Below are 18,636 nucleotides of genomic sequence, written 5' to 3' on the forward strand. Positions count from 1 at the left end.
TGCTTGTATACCCTTTTAAGTCTAACTGATGTTAGATAGTTTAACAAACTTTTAAAAAAGTAAACTTTTGTAAAAGGCGAACTATATATAATTTAATTAAAAAGATTATTCGTTTATAGTTGACTTGTAGAGAGACCTATAGTATATTTGTAGACAAGAAAAAGCTAAATACGGTTCACTCATATATGTTTGAGAATATGGCTCAGACGTTTCTACCTTATCACCGTAAATGATAGGACTATGAGTAAAAAGTGAATCTAGGTTCCCATTTTTACGTTAGTAGAAAGTTTGGTCCAAGCGATTCACATATTCACTTTTGAAAAGAAGTGGATATGACACCGAAGGGATAAAAGCCCAGGCGGGTAGGTTTTTGCTCATTGTATTTGAGAGACCTGCCTTTGTTTGGGCTTTTTCTTATGTGTCTATTTACAGTATGAGCGAGTGATCGAAATTTCTTGTTTGTATCTGCATTGCTTTCTGGGGAGAATAGCGATGCAAAGCATGAAATCACTCACTGAAGCTTTATCTGTAAGCCCTCATTTAACCATGGGAAGTACATTCTATCTATTTTCTAGCATTTTTTCTTTGATGAGCAGCGTGGGGACGCTGCTCTTTTTTTTGTTCTTGCTTTTTTCTCTGTAAATAAAGGTCTCTAAAGAGAAGGTGATTTGCGAAATTTGGCGAATTAATGCTTTAAACAATAAATGATAGAGAAGATAAAGCGGTCTATGAAAAATGAAGAAGTTGAAAAATTGAGGAGGGAATTATATTGCTTCACTTAATTAATGTTCGTTTGCCAATTATGCACGATCACGCTCTTTTTGAAGTGAAAATTTCAAATGGAATGTATACTTCTATCGTTTTACAAAACGGTTACCTTGAAGGTGACGAGTTTTTTCCGCTGCACGCAGCCGTGTTAGGAAAAGAAACTTCACTTGATGCACAGGGCCGTGTGCTATTACCAGGATTTGTAGATATGCATATGCATTTAGACAAAGCTCATTCGCTTCCTCAAGTGCCAAATATATCTGGAACTCTTCAAGAAGCTATTAAAAATTACAGCAGCAGCCTGCCGGCATTTCCAGAAGAAGAAATTAAGCAGCGAATGTTAAAAACTGCTTTGCAAGCATTAGGTAACGGTACGACTACGATTCGAACGCATATTGATTTTGACTGCAGCATGGAAGAAGATAGTTTATTTCGAAGTTTACAAGCGGCTGTCGAAGTGAGAGATGAATTAAGCCCGTATATGGAAGTGCAGGTTGTTCCGCTATTCTCTAACTTAGACATTGATGATATGAGTAAAATGAATAAAATCGAGCGAGTATTCGACCTTGAAATCGATGCGATTGGAGGCTGTCCTCATTTAGCTAGAAATCCAGAAAAAGAGATTGATGCTCTGTTTTCGCTCGCTCAAGCCTATAATAAACCTCTTGATTTACATGTGGATGAAAGCGATGATCCATCTGTTGATACAATCATTAATATTGCTCATAGAACGATTGAACTGAATATGGAAGGAAAAGTGGTAGTGGGGCATCTTTGCTCGCTTGCAGGAATGACTGATGCAAAAGTGAAAGAAATCTTAAATCTTTTGAAGCAGGCAAAAATTGGAGTTGTCACATTACCTGCTTCTAATTTATATTTACAGGGAAGAGAAGATAAAGGAATTGTAAGACGAGGCGTAACGCGTATTCGAGACATACAAAAAGCAGCGATTCCAATTGCTACTGCATCTGATAACGTGAACGACCCCTTTCATCCGTTTGGAAAAGCAGACTTGCTGCAAGTAGGGTTACTAACTGCCTATGCTGCACATATGGGAAGTCCGGATGATCAGCGGCAGTTGCTCCGCATGATTACAAGTATACCAGCTCGGCTGATTGGAAAAGAAAAGTATGGAGTCGAAGAAGGAAACGAAGCAAACTTTGTTCTATTAAATGTGCAGTCTGTACAGGAAATATGGACTGAACTTCCTGAAACTCGCTTTGTTTTCAACAAACATCGCTGGCTTAGCGTAAAAGAGACGCATCAGCGGCTCGCGGATACGAACTTGACTAACCTTTGGCAGGAAAACCAAATTTTAATTGGTTAAAAATGAGGTTGAGACATAACTATATCAATTTAATCTAAAGATGAACAAATAGTATAAATCATCTAATAGATATCACTACTTGTTACACCGCTGTCGTTGATTTCCGTGCAAGACTTCGCTTTCCGCGGGCGGCCGGTGAGCCTCCTCGTCGCTTGCGCTCCTGCGGGGTCTCACCTATTCCGCTTTTCCCGCAGGAGTCTGCGTCTTGCCCTCCAATCAACAACTAGAAGAAATTATATACATGAATCCTACGTGCACAAGCCTAATGAAAAGATCCGAACGAGTTGGATTCTCCATCAAAAATCCACTTCGTTCGGACCTTGCTTCAACGAATATACTCTTCTCTGTGCCTCATCTCTATAAATGTTTTGTTTAGCTCTGGCGTCCTAAAGTAGAACGTGATTGTACTTTTGCCACTCGAATGCCTTTCTTTAAGCGTATTGTACTAAGTTTTAACATCAGAAAAGCAATGCCTACTGAAAAGATAATTATAAGAGCAATGCCTATTAGATAAGTTATAGCAGGATGTGCCATTTTAAATGAAAGCAAATCAGAAACTAGACCAGCTATGAAACCAATGAATCCACTTCCTGCAAGTTCGTCTGCAAATACTTTAAATGAAGAAGGGAGGTTTAGTAAAGCAAATGGAATAAGGGCAATAAATAAATACACATAGGCTAAAATTGCTAAGAGAATCGACACACCAAATGTAAGACGGTTCTGAGGATTGTTAGGGTTGTGTTTAGCACCAATGGTACCTAACCAAATCCCGATACTGCTAATTCCAACGGTTAAAATTCCTTTTAGCAAAATACCACCAATTATTTGTAAAGCAGACCAATGAATGAACAAGCCTAGAACAATTTCAATAGTTGATAGCAGGATGAAAGGAAGCAGCCAGCTGATCCACAGCTTACCTAGTGCGAGTTGCCAACTTGAAATCGGCAGACTTTTTATAAGTGAAGCTGTTTCTGCTTCACGTGCGATGGAAGAGGCAGACATTGATCCGTTAAAGAGAGCGTAAAAGAAGAGGAAAAAAACTTGTACGCCGAGCCATACGTTATCTTTATAAGAAATTAAATTCTCTAAAGTAGCTCCACTTTTTAAAAACCCAACGGTAGGAAAGATAAGAAAGAATACAAAAGGCATAAAAACGAGCCATTCTCGCAAATCTCTTTTTATGTTTTTCCAGTCTGTCAAACCAATAACCATAATCGGATGATGAACTTTATACTTTTTGCTTGATGAAATTTTAGCTCTCTTTTTTGCTTTTCCTTCACTTAAACGAACCCATCCAGTTCTAAAACCTTTCTCCACTAAAGAAGAAGATAAGAGAATACTTAAAAAAGCTAACACCATAATACTTAACGCCGGTACAAAAGCATGAACAGATCCTTTAGCACTTGAAGTTATCGCTATGCTTGCCCAGTGAAAAGGTGTCCATGTAGGAAATAAGGGAAGGCCTGCTATTGCTTTTTCAAAAGGTGCTCCATTAGAACTAAAATTAGGAAGTTGAAATAATACATACACAATGACACCTGATAAAGCACTCATGGCTGTCATAAGTTCGTTTGCTCTCTGTGCAGGAATGAGTTGAACCAATATAAGGTTAAGTAAATAACAAAGAGAAAGTCCAGTTACCACTGTACTTAATAAAACTGCAAATGAAATAATGTAAAATAAAAAGTTAGTATGAACTCGAATACCGTATACGATAAATGGTATATAAAATAGAAAAAACATTATCAACGGTGTAGAAAGAAAACTCTTAATATATTTTACCCAAAAAAGCTGTCTTGTCGGAATGGGCAGTGTAAATAAAAAAGATAGGTCCAAAGAAGAATACAAGTTTTTAAATACCTGTGGGATCCCCATTAAGACCAGCATCCCTATTAATAATAAACAGCTATAAGAAAATAAGCTGCCCATCAGCTCAAAAGAGAGAGAGGGTGCGATTCTCCATACGCCTTTTGATAAAAAATACACAATAAGAGCAATGAATAAAGTAGAAAACCCAACCGTGGCGTATGCCTGTTTTTTAGAAGATCTAAAATGATTAAGAAGTAGTTTTCCTTCTGTTTGAAGCAAGAGTTTCATCATTGAATTTCACCGGCTTTTGCAAGTTCTTCTATGATGTTTTGCTGCTCTTCATTGCCTGTTAAATTGAGGAAAATGTCTTCGAGGGTAGACTGATCATTGTTCGCTTGCTGTCTAAGCTCTTTCATGGAACCTAAAGCAATAACTTCTCCATCTAAAATAATGCCAATTCGATCACAAAGCTGTTCAGCAATTTCTAAAATATGAGTAGTGATAAAGACCGTTACGCCATTATCGCAAAGTGTACGTAATAGATTCTTCAGCGTTTTTGCGCTTTTGGGGTCAAGTCCTACAGTTGGCTCGTCCAAAAAAATAATTTCAGGGTTATGTAAAAGCGCTCCGCATAAGGCTATTTTTTGTTTCATGCCGTGTGAGTAGCCTTCAATGAGTTCATGTGCTCGTTCTTCTAGCTGAAAAAGGCTTAGCCATTTATTGGAGCGTTTCTCGAATTCATCAGCAGATAATTTAAAAATAGAGGCAATAAACTGTAAGTATTCCATACCAGTGAGTTTTAAGTAAAGTGTAGGTTGATCAGGAACGTAGGCGATTTTTTGTTTTGCTTCAACAGGGGACTCCCACACATTAATTCCGCACACATTAATAGAGCCGGAAGAAGGTTCTAATAGTCCTGTCATCATTTTAATAGTCGTTGTTTTTCCTGCACCGTTAGGGCCTAAAAAGCCGAATAGTTCGCCAGTTTCTACGGTTAAATTAATGTTTTTTACCGCTTTGTACGAACCGTAACTTTTAGATACATTTGATAGTGAAATAGAGTGCATCTTTATCCTCCTCATTTGTTTTTCTACTATCATATACGATTGAAAAAGGATAAAGTTTCATAAAATGTAATAAAAAATCCAAAAAAGAGCATAAAAAGAAGCTGTCACATTAGTGACAGCTTCTTAATCAATTACTTTTGAACGTTAGCAGCTTGTGGTCCACGAGCTCCATCTTCGATTTCAAATGTAACTTCTTGACCTTCTTCAAGTGATTTGAAACCTTCGCCTTGGATAGCTGAGAAGTGTACGAATACGTCGTCTTGTCCTTCTACTTCGATGAATCCAAAACCTTTTTCTGCATTAAACCATTTTACTTTACCTTGTACCATTGTAGTACCTCCTGTGTGGAAAATCCACGAATATATTACTATCTCTGCTCAATTTCAATAAGAATCACTTTAAAGAAAGTCTTTCTATTTGTTAACACCGAACAAGAAATAATATACCTAGTATAACACTTTTTTATAAAAAAGAAACCTTTTTTCATAAAAAAGTACTCTGAGATAAAAATAAGTTGAAAATATGGATATATTTTGAAATAGTAAACAAGCTATTGTTTTGTGGATTTTTAGCAATCACTAAAATCTTGTATCTCGTAAAAAAAAATGAATAGCGAGGTTGACAAATTGAATAGATTGTAACTATAATGGTTACAACAAGCTGAGAAGAATTAGCAGTGCTATAAAAAGCTCAAATTTTTTTGTGTCATATGTAACCGTAATGGTTACAACTAAAATAAAAGGAGAGAATAAAAATGAAAATTGGTGTTATTGGAGCAACAGGAAAAGCAGGTCAATTAATTATGGAAGAAGCAAAACAGAGAGGACATGAAGTAACAGCCATTGTTCGAAATGCTTCTAAACTAAAAAATCAAACAAACGTAATGGAAAAAGATATTTTTGCCATTACTTCAAAAGACATTGAACAGTTCGATGCTGTGGTAGATGCATTTAATGCACCTCCTGGAAGCGAACAGCTCCACGTTGAGTCTATACAATCACTTATTAAAGTATTTCAAGGTGTTCAAACGCGACTCGCAGTAGTGGGCGGAGCGGGAAGTTTATTTGTAGATGCAGAAAAAACAACGCCTTTAATGAGCACAGAAGGTTTTCCAGCAGCTTATTATCCAACGGCTTCAAACATGGGAAAAGGTTTAAAAGAACTTGAAAAGTCGACTATAAATTGGACTTATTTAAGCCCATCAGCCTTTTTTGATGCAGAAGGTGCTCGCACGGGAGCCTATCAATTAGGAAAAGATCATGTGATCACAAATAGTCAAAATGAAAGCTATATTAGCTATGCTGATTACGCGATTGCTTTAATAGATGAGTTAGAGAATAAAAAACATGTGAATAAACGTTTTGCTGTAGTGGGTGAGAAAGCATAAGCTTACGTTTGAATCATATTGAGAAACAGCTTACATTTGTTGTGAGCTGTTTTTTATATAGAACAAAATAGATATAAAGCAATGGAAAACGGTATAGATTTTTTATTATTTCTTCGTTTTTCTTTTTAAAAACGATACAATACAACATAGATGATAAAAAGGAGATGAAAAGATGATTCGTTTTGGCGTAATAGGAACAAACTGGATAACAGATCGATTGTTAGAATCAGCTCAGTATGTAGACAACTTTCAGCTTGCAGCTGTTTATTCTCGAACTATTGAAAAAGCAGAAGAATTTGCAGGTAAATATGATATTCCTCATATATTTACTGATTTAGAGGAAATGGCAGCGAGTGCGGAAATTGATGCAGTGTATATTGCTACTCCAAATGCTTATCATGCGGAACAAGCTATCTTATTTTTGAAAAATAACAAGCATGTACTGTGTGAAAAACCGCTCGCAGCTAATGCAGCAGAAGTAACTCGCATGATTCAAACAGCCAAAAATCACAAGGTGTTACTAATGGAAGCGATGAAATCAACCCTTCTTCCCAACTTCCAAGTGATTCAAGAGAACTTACATAAAATTGGTCCAATTCGGAAATACGTTGCATCTTACTGTCAGTATTCTTCTCGTTATGATAAATATAAAGAAGGTATCGTGCTTAATGCCTTTAAGCCAGAGCTTGCCAACGGTGCACTAATGGATTTAGGCGTATATTGTCTTTATCCTCTGATTACATTGTTTGGAGGGCCTCATAAAATAAAGGCAACGGCGTTTATGCTAGAATCTGGAGTAGATGGAGAAGGGTCAGTTGCTTTAGAGTACGAAGATCGCGACGCGGTCATCATGTATTCTAAGATTACAAATTCGCATTTACCAAGTGAAATTCAAGGAGAAAAAGGCAGTATGATTATTGACAAAATACATACCGCTGAAAAGGTAGAAATTCGATACAATGACGGACGTGTAGAAGAGTTAACGGTCGATCAGCCTTATCCTGCTATGTACTATGAAATAAATGAGTTCGTAGAGCTGTTAAAGCAAGGAAAGACGGAATCGGACACAAATTCGTATGAAAATTCGTATCTAACAATGCGCGTAATGGATAAAGTACGAGAGCAAATTGGTCTTGTATATCCAAATGATAAGAAGTAAATAACAGAGGCTGGAACAAAAATAGTTTAGGTGAAGGATAATCCGACCGAGTTTGATTCTTGATGTAGAATCAAACTCGATCGGATTTTTTCGTGGGTGGGGTAAAAGCAGGTTTCAAGTAACAAGTAGTGATGCTTATTAGATGATTTATACCATTTGTTTGTCTCTAACTTGGATTCAAATCGTTATGTCTCATTCTCTTTTATTGCGGTTATAAAGAGCATAATTGAGATTCCAAATCTTGCTGCAGCACACTTTAAAAGCAAATATGTTGAAATAGGGGAAGTTTTTTAGTATCTTCTATGTTCATTCATCCCTGCATACATAGGATTGATCAAGGGAAAGAATAAAAAGAGTGGAAAATATTCGATAATCAATCCTAGATTAAAATTATTATAAAAAAGTATTGACTATAATAATAGCTCGTGTATAATAAAGAGTGTAATCAATAGTTATTCCTAGTTTATAATGATACTAATAATCGTTATCAAATAGTAAATAGCGCTGATTGCATTAAAAATAATACATACAAGCATAAGCTTGTGAAATATATTGCACAAGGAGAGGTTTTGACATGGCAGAACGTATGGTAGGAAAACAAGCACCACGCTTTGAGATGGAAGCGGTACTTGCAAATAAGGAGTTTGGAAAAGTAAGTTTAGAAGAAAATATGAAAAATGGTAAATGGACAGTATTATTCTTCTATCCAATGGACTTTACATTCGTATGTCCAACAGAAATTACAGCTCTATCAGATCACTACGAAGAGTTTGAAGATCTAGACGCTGAAGTTGTAGGTGTTTCTACAGATACAATTCATACTCACTTAGCTTGGATTAACACTGATCGTAAAGATAATGGACTTGGAGATTTGAATTATCCATTAGCTGCAGATCCAACGCATGCAGTAGCGCGTGATTACGGCGTATTAATTGAAGAAGAAGGTGTAGCGCTTCGCGGATTGTTTATTATTAATCCAGAAGGTGAATTACAATACGCAGTTGTAAACCATAACAACATCGGTCGCAGCGTAGAAGAAACGTTACGTGTACTTCAAGCACTTCAAACTGGCGGACTTTGCCCAGCTAACTGGAAACCAGGTCAAAAAACACTTTAATAAATAGCGGTGGAGTAGAGGGGAAATTCCTCTACTGCTGCCATTAAAATAGAAAAGATAGTTTTCTAATTATAAAAGACTGAATATTCAGTCTTATTAATATAGAGGAGGATTTTAACATGAAATTACGTGAACAAATGCCTGAATTAACTGGAGCAACATCTTGGATTAACGACGAAGTAACAAAGGAAGATTTAGTAGGTGATAAAGCAACGCTTATCCACTTTTGGTCAGTAAGCTGCCATTTATGTAAAGAAGCAATGCCTGAAGTTAATGATCTTCGTGATGAGTATGATGATCAATTGAATGTTGTAGCTGTTCATATGCCTCGTTCGGAAGATGACTTAGATATGGGTGTTATTGAGGCAATGGCAATGGGACACGATATTACTCAGCCAATTTATGTAGACAGTGAGCATAAGTTAACAGACGCTTTTGAAAATAAATATGTACCAGCATATTATGTATTTGATAAAGAAGGTCAGCTTCGTCATTTCCAAGCGGGTGGAAATGGAATGCCAATGCTTCGCAAACGTATCAACCGCGTCTTAGGCGAAGAATAATCTCTACATGAAGAAGAAATAAAAAGGGCCGGGATAAAAATATTTTAGACGAAGTTAAAAACGAACCACTGATCAACATGTTTGATTAGCGGTTCGTTTTTTTTTGCTATGCTGAACGTAGATTTCATCTGTTTCGTTCCTATAGCAGTTGATTGGAGGGCAAAGCGAAGTCTTGCACGGAAATCAACGGCCGTGTCACAAGCGGATCAGCTCATGTATCCTATTTGTGCGTCTTTAAATTAGATTCATTTCGTTATCTCTCAATCTCTTTTTTTATTTTTTACTGAGTCATTTCAATCATTAATAAGCCTTTCATCATATTGACATAAAAAACCTAATATAGTTAAATTTATATAAGAACAAATGTTCGTTTTAGTGTTGTTATTTTACTCTTTTCTCCCTTTTTAATAAGTATAAGAAAAAAAGGAGGAGATTTGCACAATGACTCAGCTCTATTCGCAGCAAGAAAAGCAGCACGACAAAGAATGTACTTTTCATACATTTCTTACAAACCACAGCGCAACTCTTCAGACTCATATAATGAATACATTTTTGACACCAGAACGCTATGAGCGATTACAAAAAGCGGTTGTTAAAAATGATACAAAAGAACAAAGACTTCTAAACAAAGAATTTCATCAGTTTTATAGCGAAGTTAGATTGCTTCATTATATTAACAAGCTTTGCAGACATTATTCCAGAGATGTTATGCGTGTAAAAGAAAAAGAGCGTTCTTATATTCCTCTTCGCCTGCAGCAGCCGGCTCTTCTAGATGGAAATCGAACAGTTGAAGATATGCTAGGAGTACAGGACGGAGCTGTATGGGAGCATGAATTTTTAGGAAATCAACTTGAAAATCGTATGCTTCATCATGCATTTCGCCAATTAACGGCCAAGCAGCAGTGTATGCTGCACTTGATTATTGTCGAACGCTGGACTCATAAAGAAATCGCTGCTTATTTTTCTATTTCTCAGCAAGCGGTTTCTAATCATTATCAACGTGCGCTAAGCAAGTTAAAAAAAATTATGAAGGTGAGTGATAGATATGTTTGATCCTCAGTGGCTTCAACTTGTTGGAAACGTAGGATTTCCCGCTGTCCTTTCTTTTTATTTATTACTGCGTGTAGAAAATAATATAAAGCGACTTGAAGAAAAAGTGGAAGAATTAACAACTGACCTAAGAAAGAAGTGAAGAAATGGAAACTCTATACGAACTTGTAAATAAAGTGAAAGCTGGAGATGAAGAAGCATCAAGGCGTTTATTAAAAAAACTGGAACCCAAAATAAATAAAGCTGTTCAAAGCTTTTCACTGCATGATAGAGACGACGTAAAGCAAGATTTAAAGGTTAAAATTCTTTCCGCTGTTAAGACCTTCGATTTTTCTCAAACGCCAGGTCTTTGGGAATTTTTACATCAAAAATAAAAAAGAGCGCTCGTTTTATCGACGCTCTTTTTTTATTTTTGTCGCATTTCGACTACTTACATTTCAGTGGAACATTCAAAAAACAGAAAATGGATAAATATTTTAAAAAAGGTAAAAGGTGATGTGTACACATAGAGTTTAGTAGTATACTAACAAGTAGAATTTCTTATGTGAAAAGAGGGAAGTCGTTTCTTTCGTATAGAGGATTGTCTGCAACGAATATAGTATAGAAGCGTTTTATTTAATGAAGAAAAAAATAGTGCTGTTCGATAAATCAAACAGCACTATTTATAAAAAAGCAGCAGTAAACAAAACGTAAGCTAAGAAGCCTATTGTTTTTTGTTTTAGCTTTTGGAAAGAGGTGAAGAATAAAGTGAGTCAGCTTCTCTTTAATATTACGCTAATTATTTCTTTTTTGTTTGCTGCGAGTATAGTTCGAGAGCAAATTATTTATAGAGTAGAAGGAATAAAACGGTACAAAATGTATCGCTTAATTTATTACGGATGTTCTTACGGACTATTAGGCAGCATTTTAATGATATATACAATTAAAATAGATTCTACTATTATTCTTGACCTTCGCTTTTTAGCGGTGACAATTGTTTGTCTTTATGCAGGAATGGTACCCGCTGTTATTGCGGCTTGTATTATAGGGGTAATGCGTTTGCTTTTGTTTGGAATTACGGAAAGCGGAATAATAGGGGCAGCTACAATTATTGTAATGGCTTTACTGTCTGGGTGGACGGTTCGCTTACCTTATCGTCCATTTATTCGTTTTCAATTAATGAATTCGATCAGCTTGCTTTGCGTATTTTTCTCATTGTCCTTTCTTTTTAAAGATATCAAGCACGCTGCTACAACTATCATCTATTTACTGCCTGCTTCTTTTATAGGTGGGGGTTTAGTGTATCTGGTAGGCAGATATATATATGTATCCCGAGTAACGACAAGTCAGCATAAAAAGCTGTCTAAAATGTTTTCGGTTATGGTTCAAAACGCAAAGACTGGTACCATGATTGAAACGCCAGAGCGCGAAGTAGCCGTTATTAATCAAACTTTTTGTGACATGTTTGATATACCCGGACCTCCTAATCAATACATTGGATTGAAAAGTAATCAGCTGTTTTTATCTCACGCTCCTATGTTGAAAGATCCTGCTAGGTTTTTAAAAACGGTAGAAAGCACTGTTTATTCAAAAGAGTCAATAGTAGATGAAGAAATTACGTTTATTAACGGTAAAATTTATGCGCGTGACTACATTCCAATCTATGAAGGTCATGTGTATATTGGCCACTATTGGGAATATCGAGATATTACGGAGAAAAAGAAGGCTGAGTGTGATCTTCGCAAAGCCAATAAAAAGCTTGAAATGCTGTCCATGAAAGATGGCTTAACGGGTCTGAACAACCGCCGATCTCTTGATAAACAGCTGGAAATGGAGTGGGAATACGCACAGAAAGAAAAAGAGCCGCTTTCTTTTCTCTTATTTGATATTGATTATTTTAAAGCATATAACGATACCTATGGCCATATTCAAGGAGACGAATGCTTAAAAGAAGTAGCGAATATCGCTAAAAGCGTTGTCTTTGACGAATCGGCTTTTGTCGCAAGATACGGAGGAGAAGAGTTTGGTATATTGCTTCCTCGAGCTAATCAATATGAAGCGATAAAAATGGCAGAAGCTATTAGACAGCAAGTGGAGCAGCGTGGAATTGTCCACCAGGCTTCTGAAGTGTTTAAGTGTATCACAATCAGCGTTGGAATAACGACGGTCGTTCCATCCGAAAACATACCGCCGATTTCAATTATCCATGGAGCAGATCAGGCTTTATATGAAGCAAAGCGTACGGGTCGAAATCGAATTTCAGTATATTCTCACCACAAAGAAGCTGACTCAAACGTTTGAGTCAGCTTTTAAAAGAGATATAAGCATCTTATTTAGGAGGGGCTTTTTCTTTTTCGTCTTCTTCCATAATTCCTTTTGTAGCATTTTTAAACTCTTTTAACGTTTTTCCAGCAGCTTTGCCTAATTCCGGCAGTTTCTTTGGACCAAAAAGCAATAGAGCGACAAATACAATTAAGGCAATTTCTCCAAACCCAAGGTTCATTGTCATCGTCTCCTATTTTTTGAAAGTGTTTACAAGTTTAGTATAGCATGAAAAGAGGGGAAGTAGTACACCCTTATCCAGTGATTTTAAGGCCGATTACACCTGCTACAATACAAAAAATAAATAAAATTCGACGCATATCTTTTGCTTCGCGAAAGCAAAGCATGCCAAGAAGTACGCTTCCGGCAGCTCCTACGCCCGTCCATATACCGTAAGCTGTTCCAAGAGGTATTTCCTTTAACGCTAAGGAGAGAAAATAAAAACTTCCTGCACCGAAAAGGATAAATCCAATCGAAGGAAACAATCGCTTAAATCCATTTGAAAGTTTTAAGAAAATCACAAATCCCACTTCGCAAAAACCGGCAGCTATTAATGCAATCCAAGCCATGTTAAGATTCCTCTCTTTCTGTTTCTTCAGTAGAAATTAACTTTAAACCGATGATTCCAAAGATCATTAATCCTAAAAATAAAATCTTTCCAATATTTGCGCCTTCGTCTAAAACGGTCATTCCAAGTATCGCTGTGCCAGCAGCTCCTATACCAGTGAACACTGCATAAGCTGTTCCCACAGCAATTTTTTTTAAGGCATTTGAAAAGAAATAAAAGCTGATGACAATTGTGACGATCGTAATGATTGTTGGAGTTAATTCAGTAAATCCGTGTGAATATTTTAAGCCGATTGCCCATACAATCTCGAGCAAACCAGCGATAATAAGGTAAATCCAAGCCATTTTAATTCCTCCTTACATAATAATAAGCCCTTTTTACAGGGCCTATTTAGCACGTATGCCTTCCCAAAATATTGTCCAAGCATCGTGGATTTTTTGGTCATAATACTCTGGTTCATAATAAAAGCGCTGAATGAACAGTCCGTCGGTTAAACAATAAAAGCTATTGATATACAAATCAATGGGACGTTCAATTATTTCGCCTTCAGCCATTCCCTGTGTAAAAATAGCATGCAGAATTTGATCAGACAATCGTTCGCTTCTTAAGAAAATAGCTTTTACTTCCGACTGCAAATGTTCAGGTGGAAACAAAATAAGACGACGGTACATCTGGCCAAAAGAATCTTTTTCAATCATCGTGCAGAAATCTACAACAAAGCAGTGAAGCTGTTCTTTAGCAGACTTTGTTTTATGCTGTTCGTATATAATAGATAACTTTGTTAAAAGTAAATTCATTAAATCATGCACGGTTAGTAAAAATAAGTCGTCTTTGTTCTTAAAATGAGCGTACAGGGAAGGTTTTTTTATGCCTACTTTTGATGAGATATCAGCAAGCGATGTTTCTGTATAGCCTTTTTCTCCAAAGAGCTCCATTGCTGCAGCTCTAATTTTTTCTACAGTTGATAATTCACTCAAGAAAAGCTCCTCCTCAATCTAACTAACGGTCGTTAGGTAAAAGATATCAAATATAAAAAAAAGAAGCAAGGGAATCGCTTCTTTTTAATGTATTTTCACTAAATGACGCTGAGTTAGAAATAAAGAGAAGATAAAAATAAGCTCAAACGTATTTGTTACGGCTGTGCTTGGTATAGGAATTGACACGGCACTTCCTATAATCATCACGGCTACTCCAATCATCATACTGCTCCACCTGGTCTTGCGAAATAAGGAAATTCCAACGAAAAGCAAAATAATCGCCACAATGAGAACCATAAGAGGGGGACCGGATGATCCCACTAACGTATAGCGAACAATGCCATATTCACGTACAACTTCCATGCGCTGACTAATCGTCTCGATTATTTCATAGCCGATTAAGGCAAACGTAGTTAGCAAAAAAAGAATGCCGGCCACAGGTTTTTTAGCCCATGTAATCGTCGAGTATTTCGCTACGCCATAAGCAAAGAGCACCAAAGTAGGGGTAAATAAAGCGTGAAACCAAAAGCGAAGCATGCTGAGTGAACGTAAAGTATCGCCTTCACCGATAAATGAACCAATCCCAATCATTATATTATCGTAAATTAGTCCAGCTATTACTAAAGGAAGAAAAAGCATGTAAAACGGCGAAGTGTTTTTTCGTACTACATATATGCTAAAGAAAAACAGGACGATATAGCAAAAAGAAAATAGAAAATAAAGGATTGTATCAACCATTGTTTTCCTCCTTTTGGTGATACTTCTTCTTTTTATGATAACATCATATGCCAAAAAAGTGAGAAATCATGCATTTTTCTAGGCAATCTTATCGGACAAAAGCTACCTTTATCGGTAGAAAGATTCAGAAAATATTGAAATAAAAATAGGAAAAGAGGCCATAGTCAAGAGATTTAGATTTACTGAATTGATTATTAAATAAAGGGAATCTATAAAACAACAACAAAAGAACTAGGAACATATGGAGTCTAAATGCTTATATAATTAGAAAAAAATATTTAATGTCCTTTCTATCTAAGTAAGTTAAATGTAAGCGGAAAATGATAAGAAAATGTATTTTTTTTACTTTTATATCTATCTATCATCCTTACAAGTACGGTTGTTAGACAAATTCAATTGGTATATCCATAAAAAGTAATTAATGTAATAAAATATATTTTATCCCATCTTTATATTACAAAACGTTTTCTAAAGTTAAGAAATTTTTAATTACGTAATATTTCCGTGTGTTAACTGTAAGAGTGATGTATAAAATATTCCTGTTGTTATGGTAAAAAAAGGTACGTATGGGATTTTTCTAGGTAAATAAACTTTAGACCTATTCTGTAAATTTTAAATAAAACGATGAGTTTTTAATTCTGTGAATAGACAATCGGAATTGTAAGAATATATAACATTTGAGCTATTGACCACTAATGAGCGCAGATGATAGTTTTAGAGCTGTTGAAATTGGTACTCGAGTCCATTTTTCAAAGCAGGTGTTTTAGCAGCATGCTAGCGCTGTTAATTGATTAGCTCCCATACATATATATAGGGAGTGAAACTATGAAATCGTATATCTATCATTATGAATCAAAAGCATTCATAACGTATCCAACAGGAGAAGTTTGGAAGGAGAAGAATGAAACATGATCTTAATTATCCTATGCTGCCTATTTTTAGTAGGGTATGGCGTTTGGGAGTATCGCAGACATTTACGCAAGCTGCATTCAATTCCTGTACGAGTGAATGTTAATGGTATTCGCGGAAAATCCACCGTTACACGATTGATTACAGGTATTGTAAAAGAAGCAGGTTATAAAACAGTAGGGAAAACGACAGGAACACAAGCGCGTATGATCTACTGGCATACAAGTGAAGAAGAACCAATTATTCGTCGTAAAGAAGGTCCGAACATTGGAGAACAGCGACGAGTGGTAAATGAAGTTGCCGATATTGGCGCGGAAGCTCTTATTTGTGAATGTATGGCGGTACAGCCTGATTATCAAATCACATTCCAAAATCAGCTGATTCAAGCCAAGGTAGGCGTTATTGTAAACGTACTAGAAGATCACATGGATGTAATGGGTCCAACTCTAGATGAAGTTGCTCAAGCGTTCACTGCTACTATTCCTTATGATGGCCACCTTGTTACGATTGAAGGCCCATATTTGGAATACTATAAAAAAATAGCTGCAGAGCGCAACACAAAGGTTATTGTAGCTGACAATGATAAAGTATCTGAAGCGTATTTACGTGAATTTGATTATATGGTTTTCCCTGATAATGCTTCCATCGGTTTAGCAGTAGCAGAAGCACTTGGTATCGATGCTGAAACAGCGATGAGAGGAATGCTAAATGCCCAGCCTGACCCAGGAGCTATGAGAATTACAACGTTCGGCGATGAAAAAAATCCAGCATTTTTAGTAAATGGATTTGCTGCCAACGACGCTTCTTCCACGCTTCGTATTTGGGAACGTGTAGATTCAATGAACTATAGTGAAAAGCTTCCTATTGTCATTATGAACTGCCGTCCGGACCGTGTAGATCGCACGGAGCAATTTGCTGAAGATGTAATGCCATACATTGAAGCGGACGTAATGATTGCAATTGGTCAGACGACCTCACCAATCGCTGCTGCACACCAGAGAGGCGAATTGCCAACAAAAGAATTCTGGGATATGGAAGGCGCTTCTACAGAAGAAATTTTAGAGCGCATGAAGCCTTATTTAAAAGATCGTATTGTATACGGTGTCGGAAATATCCACGGTTCAGCCGAGCCGCTTGTTGAAGCTATTATTGAAATGAAAAAGATGAGAAAAGCAGTTTAATCTAGGAGGCCATTTCATGTTCGGATCAGATTTATATATTGCCCTTGTGTTAGGGGTTACACTAAGCTTAATTTTCACAGAAAAAACGGGCGTATTGCCAGCCGGTCTTATCGTACCGGGGTATTTAGCTCTTGTATTTGATCAGCCAATTACCATTTTAATGATTTTCTTAATTAGTATTTTAACGTATGTTATCGTCGTGTACGGAATCTCAAAAGTAGTTATTTTATATGGACGTCGCAAATTTACAGCGATGTTAATTACGGGTATTGTGATTAAAGTTGCATTTGATTATTTCTTCCCGATCTTGCCGTTTGAAGTGTTTGAATTACGCGGAATTGGTATCATTGTACCGGGCTTAATTGCAAATACAATGCAAAAGCAAGGTCTTCCTTTAACAGTTGGAACAACGGTTTTATTAAGTGGTGTAACATTTGGAATTATGCAAGTTTATTATTTATTTTAATACACAAACAAACCGCAGCTGGTAAAGGAAGGTGAAAGCGTTGAAAGAGAAAAAATTAAACTTTCAAGAAAAAGTATTGATGTTTATAAAGAAAACAAAGCCTACAACAGGCAAGCAAGCTCTTATCTTAACGCCAATTTTAATCGTAATTTTAGCTCTTTCAGGATGGATGGAGCGTTCGGATGCTCTTGAAAACCCTGAGACGGCTAATCCAGAGGCCAATAATGATTTAACGATGACTATGGTCGGAGACATTATGATGGGTCGCCATGTAAGAGAAGTAACTGAACGCTACGGAGAAGATTTTGTATTCCGCAACGTGGAGCCGTTCTTTAAAAATTCGGATTACGTAAGCGGGAACTACGAAACGCCGATTTTAACAAATGACGTAGATTCATATAAAGCAATGGAAAAAGGTATTCATTTATATAGTAAGCCTGCTGATCTAGCGACCGTTAAAAATGCAGGTTTCGACGTATTAAACTTAGCGAATAACCATTCAATGGACTACAGTGCAAAAGGGTTAGAAGATACGATCTCTACTTTTGAAGCAAACAAATTAGATTTTGTTGGTGCTGGCCGTAACTCTGAAGAAGCAAAGCATATTTCATATAAAGATGCTGACGGCATCCGCATTGCAACCGTAGGTTTTACGGATGTACATTCAGACGGAATGTCGGCTGGAAAAAACAACCCAGGTATTTTAAAAGCAGACCCGGATCTTATTTTCAGCACGATTCAGCAAGCGAAAGCAAATGCTGATTTAGTTGTAGTAAATGCCCACTGGGGTGAAGAATACGATGCACAGCCAAGTCCTCGTCAAGAAGGACTAGCAAAAGCGATGGTAGACGCTGGTGCGGACATTATCATCGGTCACCATCCGCACGTTCTACAGTCATATGACGTATATAAAGGTTCGGTTATTTTCTATAGCTTAGGAAACTTTATTTTTGACCAAGGGTGGTCAAGTACGAAAAATACAGCGATGGTTCAGTATCATTTAAACAAGCAGGGCCAAGCTAAAATTGATGTTATTCCAATGGTTATTAAAGCAGGTACACCAACTCCAACAGATAACCCTTGGCGCATGAAGCGTATTTATAACGATTTAAACAAGTTTTCTTCAAACCCTGAACTGTTAGAAAAAGAACGAAACAAGTTTGAATTAAACTTAGATCATTCTCGCATTATAAAACATGCAGAGGAGCGCAAAAAGAAAGAAGCGCAAGCTAACTAATAGCCCGTCATA

The 18,636-nt window shown here is 36.6% G+C and carries 21 protein-coding genes and 1 riboswitch; of the genes, 12 read left to right on the plus strand and 9 right to left on the minus strand.

The features are described from left to right. Positions 1 to 159 precede the first annotated feature (159 nt). Positions 160 to 261, plus strand: a riboswitch (purine riboswitch). Positions 262 to 769: 508 nt separating this feature from the next. After that, positions 770 to 2,095, plus strand: a complete 1,326-nt coding sequence (locus MMB69_RS18720; RefSeq protein WP_277448193.1) for an amidohydrolase family protein — start codon at positions 770 to 772, stop codon at positions 2,093 to 2,095. Between the two features lie 82 nt (positions 2,096 to 2,177). On the opposite strand, the gene MMB69_RS18725 is transcribed toward MMB69_RS18720, so the two are convergent. The 4 genes from MMB69_RS18725 to MMB69_RS18740 form a co-directional block, all read right to left on the minus strand. After that, positions 2,178 to 2,315: a hypothetical protein gene (locus MMB69_RS18725; RefSeq protein ID WP_277448194.1), complete on the minus strand. Its 138-nt coding sequence runs from the start codon at positions 2,313 to 2,315 to the stop codon at positions 2,178 to 2,180. A gap of 152 nt (positions 2,316 to 2,467) precedes the next feature. Continuing rightward, a complete protein-coding gene (locus MMB69_RS18730; protein WP_277448195.1) occupies positions 2,468 to 4,195 on the minus strand; it encodes a putative ABC transporter permease subunit in 1,728 nt (575 codons plus the stop codon). Next, positions 4,192 to 4,971 carry an ABC transporter ATP-binding protein gene (locus MMB69_RS18735; protein WP_277448196.1) on the minus strand — a complete coding sequence of 260 codons (780 nt, stop codon included), beginning with the start codon at positions 4,969 to 4,971 and terminating at the stop codon, positions 4,192 to 4,194. Before MMB69_RS18735 ends, MMB69_RS18730 begins: the two co-directional genes overlap by 4 nt. Before the next feature lie 131 nt (positions 4,972 to 5,102). Next, complete coding sequence (locus tag MMB69_RS18740) at positions 5,103 to 5,300, minus strand: cold-shock protein (protein WP_013055689.1); 198 nt, start codon at positions 5,298 to 5,300, stop codon at positions 5,103 to 5,105. Positions 5,301 to 5,725: 425 nt separating this feature from the next. On the opposite strand from MMB69_RS18740, the gene MMB69_RS18745 reads away from it, so the two are divergent. The 8 genes from MMB69_RS18745 to MMB69_RS18780 all read left to right on the plus strand — a co-directional run bounded on the left by MMB69_RS18745 (position 5,726) and on the right by MMB69_RS18780 (position 12,527). Beyond that, the gene (locus MMB69_RS18745) at positions 5,726 to 6,358 is read left to right on the plus strand and encodes an NAD(P)-dependent oxidoreductase (RefSeq protein ID WP_277448199.1); all 633 of its coding nucleotides are present in this window, start codon (positions 5,726 to 5,728) and stop codon (positions 6,356 to 6,358) included. Between the two features lie 172 nt (positions 6,359 to 6,530). Continuing rightward, a complete protein-coding gene (locus tag MMB69_RS18750; RefSeq protein WP_264408927.1) occupies positions 6,531 to 7,517 on the plus strand; it encodes a Gfo/Idh/MocA family protein in 987 nt (328 codons plus the stop codon). Positions 7,518 to 8,091: 574 nt separating this feature from the next. Next, entirely contained in the window at positions 8,092 to 8,634 is a 543-nt protein-coding gene (locus tag MMB69_RS18755) for a peroxiredoxin (protein WP_014461319.1), read from the plus strand. A gap of 119 nt (positions 8,635 to 8,753) precedes the next feature. Then, a complete protein-coding gene (locus MMB69_RS18760; RefSeq protein WP_013055693.1) occupies positions 8,754 to 9,197 on the plus strand; it encodes a TlpA family protein disulfide reductase in 444 nt (147 codons plus the stop codon). 441 nt (positions 9,198 to 9,638) lie between these two features. Then, complete coding sequence (locus MMB69_RS18765) at positions 9,639 to 10,250, plus strand: sigma-70 family RNA polymerase sigma factor (RefSeq protein ID WP_264408929.1); 612 nt, start codon at positions 9,639 to 9,641, stop codon at positions 10,248 to 10,250. Beyond that, positions 10,243 to 10,389, plus strand: coding sequence for a YvrJ family protein (locus MMB69_RS18770; protein ID WP_013055696.1), 147 nt, complete (start codon positions 10,243 to 10,245; stop codon positions 10,387 to 10,389). Before MMB69_RS18765 ends, MMB69_RS18770 begins: the two co-directional genes overlap by 8 nt. Positions 10,390 to 10,393: 4 nt before the next feature. Continuing rightward, a complete protein-coding gene (locus tag MMB69_RS18775; RefSeq protein ID WP_014461317.1) occupies positions 10,394 to 10,621 on the plus strand; it encodes a helix-turn-helix domain-containing protein in 228 nt (75 codons plus the stop codon). Between the two features lie 373 nt (positions 10,622 to 10,994). Then, positions 10,995 to 12,527 carry a diguanylate cyclase domain-containing protein gene (locus tag MMB69_RS18780; RefSeq protein ID WP_277448200.1) on the plus strand — a complete coding sequence of 511 codons (1,533 nt, stop codon included), beginning with the start codon at positions 10,995 to 10,997 and terminating at the stop codon, positions 12,525 to 12,527. Between the two features lie 28 nt (positions 12,528 to 12,555). On the opposite strand, the gene MMB69_RS18785 is transcribed toward MMB69_RS18780, so the two are convergent. The 5 genes from MMB69_RS18785 to MMB69_RS18805 form a co-directional block, all read right to left on the minus strand. Next, positions 12,556 to 12,729: a twin-arginine translocase TatA/TatE family subunit gene (locus tag MMB69_RS18785; RefSeq protein ID WP_013055701.1), complete on the minus strand. Its 174-nt coding sequence runs from the start codon at positions 12,727 to 12,729 to the stop codon at positions 12,556 to 12,558. Positions 12,730 to 12,802: 73 nt separating this feature from the next. Continuing rightward, positions 12,803 to 13,117 carry a DMT family transporter gene (locus MMB69_RS18790; protein ID WP_264408931.1) on the minus strand — a complete coding sequence of 105 codons (315 nt, stop codon included), beginning with the start codon at positions 13,115 to 13,117 and terminating at the stop codon, positions 12,803 to 12,805. Position 13,118: 1 nt separating this feature from the next. After that, positions 13,119 to 13,460, minus strand: a complete 342-nt coding sequence (gene sugE, locus MMB69_RS18795; protein ID WP_025749661.1) for a quaternary ammonium compound efflux SMR transporter SugE — start codon at positions 13,458 to 13,460, stop codon at positions 13,119 to 13,121. Between the two features lie 42 nt (positions 13,461 to 13,502). After that, positions 13,503 to 14,093, minus strand: a complete 591-nt coding sequence (locus MMB69_RS18800) for a TetR/AcrR family transcriptional regulator (RefSeq protein ID WP_264408932.1) — start codon at positions 14,091 to 14,093, stop codon at positions 13,503 to 13,505. An 84-nt stretch (positions 14,094 to 14,177) separates the two neighbouring features. Next, the gene (locus MMB69_RS18805) at positions 14,178 to 14,831 is read right to left on the minus strand and encodes a hypothetical protein (protein ID WP_264408933.1); all 654 of its coding nucleotides are present in this window, start codon (positions 14,829 to 14,831) and stop codon (positions 14,178 to 14,180) included. A gap of 908 nt (positions 14,832 to 15,739) precedes the next feature. Between MMB69_RS18805 and pgsB the strand changes: the two genes are divergently transcribed. Genes pgsB through MMB69_RS18820 form a run of 3 tightly spaced genes read left to right on the plus strand, consistent with a single transcriptional unit; the run spans position 15,740 to position 18,624 of the window. Next, positions 15,740 to 16,921, plus strand: coding sequence for a poly-gamma-glutamate synthase PgsB (pgsB, locus tag MMB69_RS18810; protein WP_014461310.1), 1,182 nt, complete (start codon positions 15,740 to 15,742; stop codon positions 16,919 to 16,921). A 16-nt stretch (positions 16,922 to 16,937) separates the two neighbouring features. Further along, a complete protein-coding gene (gene pgsC, locus MMB69_RS18815; protein ID WP_013055707.1) occupies positions 16,938 to 17,387 on the plus strand; it encodes a poly-gamma-glutamate biosynthesis protein PgsC in 450 nt (149 codons plus the stop codon). Positions 17,388 to 17,427: 40 nt separating this feature from the next. Next, on the plus strand, positions 17,428 to 18,624 hold the full coding sequence (locus MMB69_RS18820; protein ID WP_028412240.1) for a CapA family protein: 1,197 nt from the start codon (positions 17,428 to 17,430) through the stop codon (positions 18,622 to 18,624). Positions 18,625 to 18,636 lie beyond the last annotated feature (12 nt).

Source organism: Priestia sp. P5, assembly GCF_029522155.1.
Lineage (GTDB): Bacteria > Bacillota > Bacilli > Bacillales > Bacillaceae_H > Priestia > Priestia megaterium_E.

Excerpts from the sequence above, each read along its gene's own strand:
- MMB69_RS18730 (WP_277448195.1), bottom strand. The coding sequence starts at position 4,195 with ATGATGAAACTCTTGCTTCAAACAGAAGGAAAACTACTTCTTAATCAT.
- MMB69_RS18735 (WP_277448196.1), bottom strand. The coding sequence starts at position 4,971 with ATGCACTCTATTTCACTATCAAATGTATCTAAAAGTTACGGTTCGTAC.
- MMB69_RS18740 (WP_013055689.1), bottom strand. The coding sequence starts at position 5,300 with ATGGTACAAGGTAAAGTAAAATGGTTTAATGCAGAAAAAGGTTTTGGA.
- MMB69_RS18745 (WP_277448199.1), top strand. The coding sequence starts at position 5,726 with ATGAAAATTGGTGTTATTGGAGCAACAGGAAAAGCAGGTCAATTAATT.
- MMB69_RS18750 (WP_264408927.1), top strand. The coding sequence starts at position 6,531 with ATGATTCGTTTTGGCGTAATAGGAACAAACTGGATAACAGATCGATTG.
- MMB69_RS18755 (WP_014461319.1), top strand. The coding sequence starts at position 8,092 with ATGGCAGAACGTATGGTAGGAAAACAAGCACCACGCTTTGAGATGGAA.
- MMB69_RS18760 (WP_013055693.1), top strand. The coding sequence starts at position 8,754 with ATGAAATTACGTGAACAAATGCCTGAATTAACTGGAGCAACATCTTGG.
- MMB69_RS18765 (WP_264408929.1), top strand. The coding sequence starts at position 9,639 with ATGACTCAGCTCTATTCGCAGCAAGAAAAGCAGCACGACAAAGAATGT.
- MMB69_RS18770 (WP_013055696.1), top strand. The coding sequence starts at position 10,243 with ATGTTTGATCCTCAGTGGCTTCAACTTGTTGGAAACGTAGGATTTCCC.
- MMB69_RS18775 (WP_014461317.1), top strand. The coding sequence starts at position 10,394 with ATGGAAACTCTATACGAACTTGTAAATAAAGTGAAAGCTGGAGATGAA.
- MMB69_RS18785 (WP_013055701.1), bottom strand. The coding sequence starts at position 12,729 with ATGAACCTTGGGTTTGGAGAAATTGCCTTAATTGTATTTGTCGCTCTA.
- MMB69_RS18790 (WP_264408931.1), bottom strand. The coding sequence starts at position 13,117 with ATGGCTTGGATTGCATTAATAGCTGCCGGTTTTTGCGAAGTGGGATTT.
- sugE (WP_025749661.1), bottom strand. The coding sequence starts at position 13,460 with ATGGCTTGGATTTACCTTATTATCGCTGGTTTGCTCGAGATTGTATGG.
- MMB69_RS18805 (WP_264408933.1), bottom strand. The coding sequence starts at position 14,831 with ATGGTTGATACAATCCTTTATTTTCTATTTTCTTTTTGCTATATCGTC.
- pgsB (WP_014461310.1), top strand. The coding sequence starts at position 15,740 with ATGATCTTAATTATCCTATGCTGCCTATTTTTAGTAGGGTATGGCGTT.
- pgsC (WP_013055707.1), top strand. The coding sequence starts at position 16,938 with ATGTTCGGATCAGATTTATATATTGCCCTTGTGTTAGGGGTTACACTA.